Below are 13,137 nucleotides of genomic sequence, written 5' to 3'. Positions count from 1 at the left end.
TATATTTATTTTAACTTTATTCAAGGGGGAATTATTATGAAAATATTATTTAAAAATGCTACAATTGTAACTATTGAAAAAGAGCCTTTTAAAGGAGATCTTCTCATTGAAAATGATATAATAAAAAAGATTTCAAAAGAAATAAAAGATTCTGCCGATGAAATAATAGATGCAGAAAATAAGTTTTTACTTCCAGGTTTTATAGACGCACATTCTCATATTGGCGTTTTTGAAGAAGGAGTTGGAGAAGGAGCACATCAAGATGGAAATGAAATGACAGATCCTATAACACCTCAAGTTAGAACTATCGATGCTTTTATAACGGATGATGCCGCGATAAAAAGAGCCTTAGCTGGGGGAGTAACTACTGTAAACGTAGTACCAGGAAGTGCCAATTTAATAGGTGGCCAAGGGGCTATTTTAAAGTTCAAATCAAATATATTAGATGAAATGATAATAAAGCAACCTTCCGGTTTAAAAATGGCTTTAGGAGAAAATCCAAAAAGAGTTTATGATTCAAAAGGAAAAATGCCTTCTACAAGACTTGGAAATGCTGCTTTGATAAGAGAATATTTTATAAAAGTAAAAAATTATATGAAAAATAAAAATAAAGCTTTAAAAGAAGATAAAGATTTTGATATAGACATAAAATTTGAAATAGGTGAAAAAGTATTAAATAAAGAAATTCCAGCAAGAATTCATGCACATAGAAAAGATGATATTGTAACAGCTATAAGATTATCAGAAGAATTTGATTTTGACCTTATAATTGAACATGCTACTGAAGCTTATAAAATACCAGAATTTATTAGCAAAAAAAACGTTCCTTTGATATTAGGCCCTATATTTGGCTTTAGAACAAAATTAGAATTAAAAGATGCTACTTATGATTCTGTAAGAATTCTTAATGATCATAATGTACTTTGTGCCATGATGTGTGATCATCCAGTTATTCATCTTGAACATGCTAATATAAATGCTGGATTAGCTATGAGATATGGTGCAAAAGAAGATGATGTTTTAAAAATGTTAACCATAAATCCTGCAAAAATTCTCAAAATTGATGATGAAGTGGGCTCACTAAAGGAAGGTAAAAAAGCAGATATAGTTTTATGGTCAAATCATCCATTCGATTTAAAAGCAAAAGCCGAAAAAGTATTTATAGAAGGAAAACAAGTTTTTTCATTATAAAATTAATATAAGCTTTACAATTTAATTTATGAAATTTTTTTCATTTTATGATAGAATTATTTTATTTGTGGCAGAGTAGATGTCATGCGTTTTAGTGCTCAGGGATGGGACGTTGCCCTGTGACGAAATGCCCTTAAATGGCTGCGGTTCGACATCGCGTCCGCTGTCACCAAAGTAGAGATATCCTTTTCTTTAGCTTTGGTGAGAGTAATCTGCCTAATAGCTGAGAAAAGGAGGTGAAACATGGTAAAATTAAAATCTTCTAGAAAAGTTGTTTATGCTGCCATACTAATAGCACTTTCTATCGTGTTGACAAGAATTTTGAGTATAAGAATAGCTATTGGTTCTATAGAAGGAGTTAGAATTGGATTTGGAGGATTTCCTATAATATTTGCAGGGTTAATATTCGGTCCTGTAATGGGAGGAATTGTTGGTGGTGTTGCAGATATAATGGGTTATTTGATAAATCCTATGGGACCATTTATGCCTCAATTTGTTATGACTTCTATACTAACCGGAGTAATTCCAGGAATTTTTTATGTTCATATTTTTAAAAACAAAAAAAATTTTTTCACATTAATGTTTTCGATAGCAATAGGACAAATCGCTACTTCTATAATTTTAGTTCCTTTATTCATAGAAATTTTATTCAATGTACCTATGACAGTAACTGTAATTCCAAGAATAGTAGGACAGGCTATACATGTTCCATTATATGCTTGGTTAACAAAAGTTCTTCAAGATAGAGCTTTAAAATTTTCTTTAAATTATTGACAAAAAAGGTTCAATGATTTCTCATTGAACCTTTTTTATTTTTTTTCTGATTATATCTTTTTCATATAATTTAATATCTGATTTTATTTTTGCAATGGTATTTGGATTAGCTGTATCTATATTTTCACCATTTTTATTATCTTGCATTTTAGGAAATTTAATAGGTATAGGATCTCCTAATGGTTTTATTATATCCACTTGATCTCCCACTGATAATTTATTTCTTATTTCTATTAAGTAATGATCATTTCCAAGATCTTTTATCACTTTACCAACTAATTTATGTGTATGTTTATAACTGGATGAATCATAGTTATGATCTTTTGTTCCAGGTTTTTTAAAATAAAAACCTGATGTATAATTTCTATGACTTATAGTCATTAAATCATCTAACCATTTTTGTTCAAAATTCCAATTTCCTGAGTAATATTTATCTATAGCTTGCCTATAAATTTTTGTTGTTGTGGCTGCATAATATATACCTTTCATTCTTCCTTCTATTTTTAAACTGTCAAGTCCTGATTCTATCATTTTATCTAAGAACTCAATTGTGCATAGATCTTTCGAATTCATTATATATGTTCCATTTTCATCTTCAGTTATAGGCATGTATTCTCCAGGTCTTGTTTCTTCCATTAAATAATATTTCCATCTACATGGCTGTGCACAAGCACCTCTATTAGCATCTCTTCCTGTTAAATAATTGCTTAATAAGCATCTTCCTGATATTGACATACACATTGCACCATGGACAAAAGCTTCTAATTCTATATCTGGTACTTTATCTTTTATTTGTTTTATTTCATCTATTGAAACTTCACGGGCTAATATAACTCTTTTTGCTCCAAGTTCTTTCCACATTTTGACACTTGCCCAATTTGTATTACTTGCCTGTGTACTAATATTTATTGGAATATCAGAATTCTCTTTTACTATTTGAAAAACTCCCATATCTGCAACTATTACTCCATCTATATTCAAAGAATCTAAATATTTTATGTAATCTGGCATAATTTTGAGATCTTCATTATGAGGTATTACATTTAAGGTTATATATATTTTTTTATTTAATTTATGTGCAAGATCTACAGCTTTTTCAAGTTCATCATCATTGAAATTATCAGCAAAAGCTCTCAAATTAAATAACTTACCTCCTATGTATGCAGCATCTGCTCCGTAATTATAAACCATTTCAAGTTTTTCATAATTTCCAGCTGGTGATAAAAGTTCTATTTTTTTCATTAAAAATCTCCTTTCAAAACTTTTTTTATATGGTCAAGAGCCATAAAATAGCCATCAAAACCCATTCCAGATATAACTCCATTACAATTTTTTGATATAACAGAATTATGTCTAAATTCTTCTCTGGCATATATATTCGAAATATGTACTTCTATTTTGATTTTCTTTATTATTTCTAATGCATCAGATATGGCATAAGAATAATGAGAATAAGCTCCTGCATTTATTATAAGAGCTTGAAAATCATCTTTCTGAATTCTATCTATTATTTTTCCTTCATGATTTGTTTGAAATATTTCTAATTTGATTTCATTTTTTAATCCCCATATTTTTAAACTTTCAAATAATTCTTCATACGTATTTATACCATATATATTTTTATTTCTCTTTCCAAGCATGTTTAAATTTGGTCCATTTATAATTAAAATCATCATATCATCTCCAAAAAATCTTTTAAATCTATATTTAATAGCTCATAACTTCCAGGTTTAATTATAGAAATTAAATTTATTTTATTTCTATTTATTTTTTTATCATTTATTATAAAATCTTTTAGATTTTTGCTTTCTATATTTATATTTAATAGTTCTTCTCCAACAATTTTTATTAGAATTCTATCTATATAATAAAAGGTATGATCATCCATTATACCCTTTTTTTTAAGAATTTCATTTTCTTTTCTAATACCCCATGCAACAGATAAACCATGAGGTTTCCCGGTTATGGACTCAAAAGCATGACCAAGAGTATGTCCATAGTTTAAAATATTCCTTATTCCTTTATCTTCAAAATCCTTTTTTACAATATTTATTTTTTGTTTTATACTATTATTTATAATCTTTAAAACAGAATTTATATTTCTATTTAAAATATTTTCATATTCTTTTTCAAATATTTCAAATCCTTCTCCAGATAAAAGATTTATTTTAAAAGCTTCTACTAAACCTTGTATATAATCTGATTCATCGAGAGTTAAAATAAAAAGAGGATCAATGATTGTAATTTCTGGATATTTGAATGTACCTATTATATTTTTATAACCCTTATAATCTATACCATTCTTACCTCCTATTGCTGCATCAACTTGAGACAATAAAGTAGTTGGAATTAATTTCAATTTCATGCCTCTTTTATAAACAGATGCAGAATAACCTGTTATGTCTGTTATAGTACCTCCACCAAATCCCACAAGGGTATGTGATCTATTTTTAGATTTTTCCACTAAATAATTCATTATCTTTTGAAAATTTTCTATACTTTTAGATTTTTCACCATTTTCTAATATTATTTTTTTTGATATTTTTTTGCCATAAATTTGATTAACTTTTTCGCTCATTATAAAAGTATCTTCAAGTTCTTCGACTTTATAATTGAGAATTATTTTATAATTTTGTATAGAGTTATCTTCTGAAATAATTTGATTTTCATCTAAAAAATACCTTATAATTCTTGAAATTATATAATTATCTTCAGTTTTAATATCATATTTGAAAGTTTTAAATTTATTATAATAGTTTTTTCTTTTTTCAAAAATATTTTCTATACTTTCTTTTTTTAAAAGAGGTCTTTTTTCTATTTCTTCTTTAGAATTCATTCTATTTTTTATCAGTTGGAGATCTGTATCTAAAAAAACTGTTTTATATTTTTTCAATATTTCTCTATTTTCTTTTTTTAAAATGACTCCACCACCACATGAAACTATTATTTCTTTATCTTTCAAAAGATTTAAGGTTTTTGTTTCAAGTGTTCTAAAATATATTTCTCCTTTTTCATTAAAAATATCTCTTATGCTCTTAGATTCAAGTGCTTCTATATAAGAGTCCATATCTATAAACTTCATATTCAATATTTTAGATATTTTTTTACCAATAGTAGTTTTTCCTGAACCCATCATGCCTACTATAAAAAAAGCCATTAAAATCCCTTCTTTTCAAAATATCTATTTTTAATAAATTCTATATTATCATCTCCAAAATTATTGAATATTTCTTCTAATATTATAATACTCATAGTTGATATTCCTATAGGAACCATAGATGATACAACAACATTATCAGATCTTATATAAGAAGTTTTTTCATTTTTTAAACTTTTTAAATCTACAGAATTCATATTTTTAAGTATTGTAGGAATAGGTTTTAAAGATAGTTCAACTTCTATTTCTTCTCCATTTGTTAATCCAGCTTCTATACCACCAACATTATTACTTTTTCTTGATATTTTTTGATTTTTAAAAATAAATTCATCATTATAATCGCTTCCAAGTTCTTTAAATTTGTCTTTTCCAATCAAAACACCTTTTACTGAAGGAATCGACATGAAATATTTTCCTATTTTAGAATCTATTTTATTGAAGTAGTCTGAATAACTTCCAAGTCCAGGAATTACATTTTTTGATATTATTTTTACTTTTCCACCAATTGAATCTTTTTTTTCTTTTATCTCATCTATATATTTTATAGCTTTTTCATAAAATTCTTCATCTAATATATAAAGATTATTCTTTGAATAATCTTCTATTTCTTCAAAACTATATTCTTTTTTATCTTCTAAATAACCTATCGACTTTGTATATCCAGATATTTTTATATCAAAAAGTTCAAGTATCTGTCTACATATACTTCCTATTGCTGTTAATACAACTGTCCATCTTGCAGAGTTTCTTTCAGTATAAATATTTAAATCTTTAATTCCATATTTTTTATATCCCGTATAATCACCATGACCAGGCCTTGGTATAAAACGTTCTTTATTTTCAGTGTTTTTTCCTTTGTTTTCTATAATTAAACTTATTGGTGCTCCCGTTGTTAAATCATTATAAATTCCTGAATTGATTAAAATATTATCATCCTCAAGGTTCATTCTTTTTCCTCTACCATAAGTATTTTTTCTGAGTTTTAAATCTTTTTTTATATAATTTAAATCTAATTTGATACCAGCTGGTATTCCTTTTATAATACCCATCATATACTTTCCATGAGAATCTCCAGCTATTTCAATATTAAACATATTATCACCTACCATAAATTTATTATACAATAAATTTATTTAAAAAAATACAGCTTAATCAAAAGCTGTATTAAAGTATATTTTTTATTTCTATTAAATTTTGAACACTTATTATATTATCTTTTTTACCTTCTTTATAAAGATCAAACCATATAGCTTTCATATTAGCATTTAAAGCCCCGAGTATATCATTTTCAAAATCGTCTCCAATATATACTATATCTTTTATATCATGTCCTGCTTTTGAAGCAGTATATTCAAATATTTTTTTGTTTGGTTTTAAAGCATTTGCTTTATCAGAAGTTATAATAAAATTAAAGTGTTTATCAAGTCCTGAACTTTTCATTTTTTTATGTTGAGTCGATTCGAACCCATTCGTCAAAATTCCTATTTCATAATTATTATTTAAATAATCTATTATCTCAAAGCTTCCATTTATCGTTTCTTTTTGTTGTGATAATGAATTGAGATAAAAAGCATCTATTTCTTTAATTTTATCTTCAAGTTTTATATCAAAATGTTCAAAAACAATTTTAAATCTTTGAGTTCTAAGTTCAACTTGAGTTATTTGCTCTTTTCTATATTTTTCCCAAAGTTTATGATTAATTTTATTATAATATAAATGTAATTCATCGAAGTTTATATCTTTCTTTATATATTTATCATATGTATTTTTTAAGGCGATTTCATGATTTTTATCAAAATCCCACAAAGTATGATCTAAATCAAACAGTACCATTTTTATGTTTTCAAACATTTGATCACTCCTTCAAATTTATTATCATATATTTTCCATATTTTTAAGTTTTCTATTGCTTGATTTTTCCACATGTCAAAACCATTTTTATTATTTATTTTTTTATTATTTGCATACTTTATAAGTTCTGTATCTTTATATACTATGTCATATATAAAACTATATTTACTTAAAAGATTATAATTAAATTCAAATCTTTGATCATACATTCCAACAGATGTACAGTTTATTAAAAAATTATTTTTTAAAATTATTTCATTTATTTTTTCTTTTTTATATGTGTTTATATCTATAAATTGTTTCATATCTTCTTTTAATATGCAAGAGTTTGAATAAGTCCTATTTATTAAATCTATATTTTTTATTCCTTTTTTATATAAAGCATAAATTATAGCTTTTGCAGCTCCTCCAGCACCTAAAATCAAAATATTTTTATCTTTAAAGTCAAAATCTTTTATTGTTTCATAAAAACCTATCCAATCTGTGTTATAACCTTTATTTTTATATACTAAATTACAAGCTTTTATATTTTTCACATCTTGATCAGGATCTATATAATCTATTATTTTTTCTTTATAAGGAACTGTTATATTTAAACCTTCTGATTTATTTAATATCTTAGCTATATACCTTTCAAATATATCTTTTGATAGGCTTAGATCAAAATATTCACAATCGAAATTCATAATTTTAAAATATTCATTTAAAATTTTATAAGATATTGACTGTTTTTTTGGGTATTGAATAAGAGCATATTTATATTTATTTTTAATTTTAATCACCCTCTGATCATAATTGTTTTATTATATCAAAAAAATTTGGAAAAGATATATTTACACATTCAGAATCTTTTATTTCAACTCCTTCTTCACTCAGCAAACCACAAATTCCTCCGAGCATTGCTATTCTATGATCTTTAAAAGAGTTAAAAATTCCTCCCTTTATTTTTTGATCACCTTTTATAATTAAAGTTTCATTTTTCTCAATTACTTTTAAACCTATATTTTTAAAATTTTCTGTTATAGATCTTATTCTATCACTTTCTTTTAATCTTAATTCTGATATATCATTTATTTTAAATTCACCCTGAGATAATGCTCCACAAAGTGATAATAGAGGTATTTCATCTATGATATTAGGAATAATTTCATTAGGTATATTCACATTTTTTAATTTTGAACTTCTCACTTTTATATCTCCATAAGGTTCTATATCATCTTTTAAATTTATTTCTATATCCGCACCCATTTTTTTTAAAATATTTAAATATCCTGTTCTTGAAGGATTTAATCCTATATTTTTTAATATTATTTCAGCATTTTTATGAAGAACACCAAGAGTTATAAAAAAAGAAGCAGATGAGAAGTCTCCAGGGATTTTTAGTACTATATCTTTTGGCCTCGAAGGATTTATTATTATATTTTTTGAGTTTATTTGTAAATCACAATTAAAAGCACTCAATATTCTTTCTGTATGATCTCTACTATCTATTCTTCCACGTATAATAGACTGTTCTTTGCAATTCAAACCACATAGTATCAGACCACTTTTAACTTGTGCACTTGCAATTTTTAAATCATATTCTATTTTTTTTATTTTTTTACCTTTTATAATTATTGGCAAAAAATTATCATCAGATATTATTTCTCCACCATTTTTTAATATTGGTTCTATTATTCTTTTCATAGGTCTTTTAGATAGAGAATCATCACCTATCAATTGAAAAGAACCTTTTAAAGAAGATAACATTCCAATCATAAGTCTTGCAGTCGTTCCAGAATTCCCACAATCAAGTGGTACTAAAGAAAATATTTTTTTTGGTGGAATTATTTCTAAGTAGTCATTTTTTTCTGTTATTTTACAATCAAGTTTTGTTAAAATTTTTAATGTACTCAATGTATCTAAAGCTTTTAAAGGATTTATTATAACACTTTTATTTTTAGATATAACTGAAAATATAAGACCTCTGTGTGTTATAGATTTATCATAAGGAATATATATAATTTTTTTTATTTTTTTTAAAGGAAGTATTTTCTCACTTTTCATGATTAACCTCTTGAATAATTTTAAATAAGGCTTGAGAGTTTTTATATATTCTTTCAAATGTTCTAAAATCAATCGTTTGATTTGAATCTGATATTGCAATTTCAGGTTTTGGATGTATTTCAAGCATTATTCCATTTGCTCCAGCAGCAATAGAAGCATAAGTTAATTCTTCTATTATATCTCTTCTTCCAGCTGCATGACTTGGATCAGAGATGATTGGAAGAATTGTTCTTCGTTTTAAAATAGGAATTGATGATATATCTAATGTATTACGTGTTGAATTTTCAAATGTTCTTATTCCTCTTTCACATAATATTATATTTTTATTATTTTCTTTTGCTATATATTCTGCTGAATAAATAAATTCTTCTAGATTATTCATAAAACCTCTTTTTAAAAGTATCGGTTTGTCAGTTTTTGCAACTTGTTTCAATAATTCAAAATTTTGTGAATTTCTTGAACCAATTTGTATTATATCTGAATATTTTTTCACCATTTCTAAATTTTTTTCGCTATTTGCTTCTGTTACAACTTTTAATTTATATTTATTTGCAACTTCTCTTATTATCTCAAGACCTTTTACACCATAACCTTGAAATGAATATGGTGAAGTTCTTGGCTTATAAGCTCCTCCTCTTATAAAAAAAACATTTTGTTCTTTTAAAAAATGAGCAATTTCATCCATGATTATTTTATCTTCAACAGAACAAGGACCTGCTATAAAAGTCATATTATTCTGACTTATAATAGTAGTATCTATTTTTATATCTATACCTTTTTCAAATTTATCTTTTTTTTCAACTATTAATTTAGACATTTTACTCTCCCATTAAATCTGGTCTTAATTTTTTTGCTTCATTTAAATAAATGAAATTAGAAGTTTCACTTTCACAATTTATTAAAAGCCTTATAATTTTTTTTGGTGAATTTTCAAACATTGCTTCTTGTACACACATAAATGCTACATCGTTTAAATTAAATTCTTTTCTCAAAAAAGTTACAGGATTAAAGGCTGTTATATCCGGTGTAACTGTTGCTATTATACTATACACTTTTTCTATTTTATTTTTATTTAATATTTCATTATAAAGTTCTAAAATACTTTTTTTTATAGAATCATAGTCATTAAATTTTATCGATGTAGCTCCCCTTATAACATTCATAATTATCTTCTCCATTTATAATTTTTTTAAAATTATAAAGTTATGTTATCATATATATATTAATTTTAAAAATAAGAAGGTGATTTAATGGTAAATATACTGTTGAGTGAATATAGATTAAATGAAAATTGGATAAAGAATGAAGTTTTTAAATATTTAAATAGTGATTATAATGTTGTTATAATTCCTTTTTCATTCTCAGAAAATGAAATTTCTAATGATACAGAATGGCAAAAAGCTTATTCAAAAGAAACTGGAAGCTATTATAATATAATAATAAAACAATTTTTAGATTTCAATATCAAAGAAAATAATATAAAATGGTTAAATTACTATGCTCAGGATAATGATGAAATGATTAGTATAATTGAAAAATCTGATATTGTATTTTTAACTGGAGGTTATACAAAAAAAGCTGTAAAAAGAATTATTAAAAAAAATCTTGTGAATTCTATTAAAAAATCAAAAGTTGTAATAGGTGCAAGTGCTGGAGCATTGATGCAATTTAATGAATATTTTGCTTCTCCAGATGAAAATTTCGGATATGATAAATTCAATTATTATGATGGATTAAAATTAATAAATAGTAATTTCATGATAGAAGTTCATTATAATGATACTAAATCTCAAAATGATTCTATAAAAAGAGCTTTAAAAGAAAAAGTTGAAAAAGTATATGCTTTAACTAATGAAGGCGGACTTATAATAAATAATAATACTATAAAATTATTAGGCAATGTGATAGAATTCAAAAAATAAATAAAAAAAATGATTTTCATTAAAGTACAATGAAAATCATTCTTTAATTAATATATATCAATATTCGAAATTGCAGTGTTTATATCTAAATAGAGTTGTGGCATATCTCTATCTCTGTTCATTCCATTTATATTTCTTGTAAATATTGCTGTTGATTTATTATAATCATATCTTGTATTTTCTAAAACATCTATATCAGCCTTAAAAATTGCTGAATTTGATATTAATTTAAGATATTTCATATCTCCTTGATTTTCATAATATAATCTTGTTATCGCAGTATCAAAATGTATTTCATTTATACTGGAATAATTATCTTTAACTCTTAAGTCTGCATAAGCACTATCAATATCTATTTTGTAATTTTTATCTTTTGGTAAAACCAAGGTTATATATCTATTTGTTCCTTTAAGAAAATTATCATCATAATCTATTTTTATTTTATCATTAAGAATTTTTATATCTGGTTTTAAATCATCTGAATCGTATTCAATCGATATTTGGTCTATATCTTTTACTTCAATCGCAAGCACTACTGATGGATAATCTATATCTATATCTACATTTTTACTTTCTGTATTCAATATTTCAAAGTTTCTATTTTCCGAATTAAAATCAAAGAATCTGCTCTCAAGAGGCATAAAAACTATATATATTGCAAAAAATATACCAAGCAAATAATTCACATATTTCATCCATCTTAAACCTTTTATACTTGACAAAATTGAGATTCCTATGAAAACGAAAAAGATTGGCCACAGTCTAAAAAAATTAAATATCATTCTAAACAATATTCCAGTATTAAAAAATCCAGTTAATAAAAGTACTCCTATCAATAATATTAAAAGACCAATTATCGCCCTCATCATTTTCTCCCCTTAACAGAAGAATACATCATATATCCTCCAAGTGATATTAATATTATACTTATCAATATTTTCCAAGCCTTTGCAAAAAAATCAAAAGGCACGAATATATTAAAGAGTAATGATGCTCCAACAAAAATTATTATTATAGCAACTATAGCCTTAAAAATTTCTGGATTTCCTTCATCTTTATTATTAATTTTTTGAGATGTAGAATTTTTTGTTGATTCTTGATTAAAAGAACCGTATTGTCTATATTCTTCTTCTCTTTCTCTTGTATAACCTATTGGTTCATTTGGAATTATTATAGCAGCAATTATGTATACTAATAATCCAGTTCCCCAAGCAAAAATAGATGCAAACCATATTAACCTTATTAAAACTGGATCAACATTAAAATAATCGCCCAATCCACCACATACACCAGCAAAAATTCTATTTGTTTTAGAACGATAAAGTCTGTTCATACATCACACCTCCATATTAATAAATATAAAAAATATAATTAAAAATTTTCTTTGTTTTGTTCTTCATATTTTTTTTTATAATCAAAATCTTCTTTAAAATCTTCTTTAAAATTTTTTTCTCCATATATAATAGTTTTTTCTGGTATTATTATCATTCCAACAATATAAGCTATTATTCCAAAACCTCCAGCAAAAATTAATGCAAAAAATAATAATCTAATTATGGTTGGATCAATATTAAAATATTCAGCTATTCCACCACAAATTCCAGAAATTTTCCTGTCTGATATTGATTTATAAAGTCTTTTATTCATATTATCACCTCTATCCATTATAGTGTATTAGTTTTATATAACACCTTATTTTTATTATAACACATATTTTAATAAAAAATCAAGTTATATTAATATGAATATATTGTATCAAGAGCTATAGTATAAAAATCTAAAACTTGACTCGATTTTATGTTTTGTTTAATAAATTGAAAAAAATTCAAATTAAATTTATATATTTCTTCTTCTTTTATTAAGATATATTCAGTACCTCTTTGAATATAATTTTCTTCATTTACTAATTCAGAAAAATTATTTGAAACCTTAGTTTCATCATATTTCATCTTGAATATTTTTGAATCTCTCTTTTCAAAATCAGCTTTAAATTCTACAAAATAATCATAATCTCTAAAATCTTTTTTTTCCATTTTAAAAATCACACTTATATTTTTTACTTCATCAAAATCAAAGATATCTTTCCCAAAGATCATAAGATTATCTGCTTTTAATGAAAAAATAAAAATAGGATATAACAAAATAAAAATAGATACAAAATAATTTTTTTTCATAATAAACACCTCCAAAGATTAT

Annotated in this window: 16 protein-coding genes and 1 riboswitch; of the genes, 3 read left to right on the top strand and 13 right to left on the bottom strand. The window is 24.6% G+C overall.

Annotation, left to right across the window (positions count from 1 at the left end):
* The first annotated feature begins 36 nt into the window (after window positions 1-36).
* Together C7380_RS03185 and C7380_RS03180 are read left to right on the top strand one after the other, a co-directional pair.
* The gene (locus tag C7380_RS03185) at window positions 37-1,191 is read left to right on the top strand and encodes an amidohydrolase (protein ID WP_109604042.1); all 1,155 of its coding nucleotides are present in this window, start codon (window positions 37-39) and stop codon (window positions 1,189-1,191) included.
* A gap of 69 nt (window positions 1,192-1,260) precedes the next feature.
* Window positions 1,261-1,359: riboswitch (THF riboswitch) on the top strand.
* A 75-nt stretch (window positions 1,360-1,434) separates the two neighbouring features.
* Window positions 1,435-1,965 (top strand): folate family ECF transporter S component, encoded by a 531-nt coding sequence (locus C7380_RS03180; protein WP_109604041.1) that lies wholly within the window; start codon window positions 1,435-1,437, stop codon window positions 1,963-1,965.
* Window positions 1,966-1,986: 21 nt separating this feature from the next.
* On the opposite strand, the gene C7380_RS03175 is transcribed toward C7380_RS03180, so the two are convergent.
* The 9 genes from C7380_RS03175 to aroH all read right to left on the bottom strand — a co-directional run bounded on the left by C7380_RS03175 (window position 1,987) and on the right by aroH (window position 10,182).
* Window positions 1,987-3,207, bottom strand: a complete 1,221-nt coding sequence (locus C7380_RS03175) for a peptidase U32 family protein (RefSeq protein WP_109604040.1) — start codon at window positions 3,205-3,207, stop codon at window positions 1,987-1,989.
* Window positions 3,207-3,641, bottom strand: a complete 435-nt coding sequence (gene aroQ / locus C7380_RS03170; RefSeq protein WP_109604039.1) for a type II 3-dehydroquinate dehydratase — start codon at window positions 3,639-3,641, stop codon at window positions 3,207-3,209. Before aroQ ends, C7380_RS03175 begins: the two co-directional genes overlap by 1 nt.
* Window positions 3,638-5,122, bottom strand: coding sequence for a shikimate kinase (locus C7380_RS03165; protein WP_109604038.1), 1,485 nt, complete (start codon window positions 5,120-5,122; stop codon window positions 3,638-3,640). The genes aroQ and C7380_RS03165 overlap by 4 nt, the downstream gene beginning before the upstream one ends.
* Entirely contained in the window at window positions 5,122-6,216 is a 1,095-nt protein-coding gene (aroC, locus tag C7380_RS03160; protein WP_109604037.1) for a chorismate synthase, read from the bottom strand. Before aroC ends, C7380_RS03165 begins: the two co-directional genes overlap by 1 nt.
* Window positions 6,217-6,286: 70 nt before the next feature.
* The gene (locus C7380_RS03155) at window positions 6,287-6,973 is read right to left on the bottom strand and encodes a YjjG family noncanonical pyrimidine nucleotidase (protein ID WP_109604036.1); all 687 of its coding nucleotides are present in this window, start codon (window positions 6,971-6,973) and stop codon (window positions 6,287-6,289) included.
* Window positions 6,958-7,755 (bottom strand): shikimate dehydrogenase family protein, encoded by a 798-nt coding sequence (locus C7380_RS03150; RefSeq protein WP_109604035.1) that lies wholly within the window; start codon window positions 7,753-7,755, stop codon window positions 6,958-6,960. Before C7380_RS03150 ends, C7380_RS03155 begins: the two co-directional genes overlap by 16 nt.
* A 7-nt stretch (window positions 7,756-7,762) precedes the next feature.
* A complete protein-coding gene (aroA, locus tag C7380_RS03145) occupies window positions 7,763-9,019 on the bottom strand; it encodes a 3-phosphoshikimate 1-carboxyvinyltransferase (protein ID WP_109604034.1) in 1,257 nt (418 codons plus the stop codon).
* Window positions 9,009-9,836 carry a bifunctional 3-deoxy-7-phosphoheptulonate synthase/chorismate mutase gene (locus tag C7380_RS03140; RefSeq protein WP_109604033.1) on the bottom strand — a complete coding sequence of 276 codons (828 nt, stop codon included), beginning with the start codon at window positions 9,834-9,836 and terminating at the stop codon, window positions 9,009-9,011. Before C7380_RS03140 ends, aroA begins: the two co-directional genes overlap by 11 nt.
* A 1-nt stretch (window position 9,837) precedes the next feature.
* Entirely contained in the window at window positions 9,838-10,182 is a 345-nt protein-coding gene (aroH, locus tag C7380_RS03135) for a chorismate mutase (RefSeq protein WP_109604032.1), read from the bottom strand.
* An 87-nt stretch (window positions 10,183-10,269) separates the two neighbouring features.
* Here aroH and C7380_RS03130 point away from each other — a divergent pair, with 87 nt between their 5' ends.
* The gene (locus C7380_RS03130) at window positions 10,270-10,941 is read left to right on the top strand and encodes a Type 1 glutamine amidotransferase-like domain-containing protein (protein ID WP_109604031.1); all 672 of its coding nucleotides are present in this window, start codon (window positions 10,270-10,272) and stop codon (window positions 10,939-10,941) included.
* Window positions 10,942-10,988: 47 nt separating this feature from the next.
* On the opposite strand, the gene C7380_RS03125 is transcribed toward C7380_RS03130, so the two are convergent.
* From C7380_RS03125 to C7380_RS03110, 4 genes are all read right to left on the bottom strand, one after another.
* Entirely contained in the window at window positions 10,989-11,807 is an 819-nt protein-coding gene (locus C7380_RS03125) for a DUF4097 family beta strand repeat-containing protein (protein WP_109604030.1), read from the bottom strand.
* Window positions 11,807-12,274: a PspC domain-containing protein gene (locus tag C7380_RS03120; protein WP_109604029.1), complete on the bottom strand. Its 468-nt coding sequence runs from the start codon at window positions 12,272-12,274 to the stop codon at window positions 11,807-11,809. Before C7380_RS03120 ends, C7380_RS03125 begins: the two co-directional genes overlap by 1 nt.
* Before the next feature lie 38 nt (window positions 12,275-12,312).
* Entirely contained in the window at window positions 12,313-12,588 is a 276-nt protein-coding gene (locus C7380_RS03115) for a PspC domain-containing protein (RefSeq protein WP_109604028.1), read from the bottom strand.
* 89 nt (window positions 12,589-12,677) lie between these two features.
* A complete protein-coding gene (locus C7380_RS03110; protein WP_109604027.1) occupies window positions 12,678-13,115 on the bottom strand; it encodes a hypothetical protein in 438 nt (145 codons plus the stop codon).
* Between the last annotated feature and the right edge of the window lie 22 nt (window positions 13,116-13,137).

It is taken from the genome of Oceanotoga teriensis, assembly GCF_003148465.1.
GTDB lineage: Bacteria > Thermotogota > Thermotogae > Petrotogales > Petrotogaceae > Oceanotoga > Oceanotoga teriensis.
This window is presented reverse-complemented; position numbering and strand designations above follow the sequence as displayed.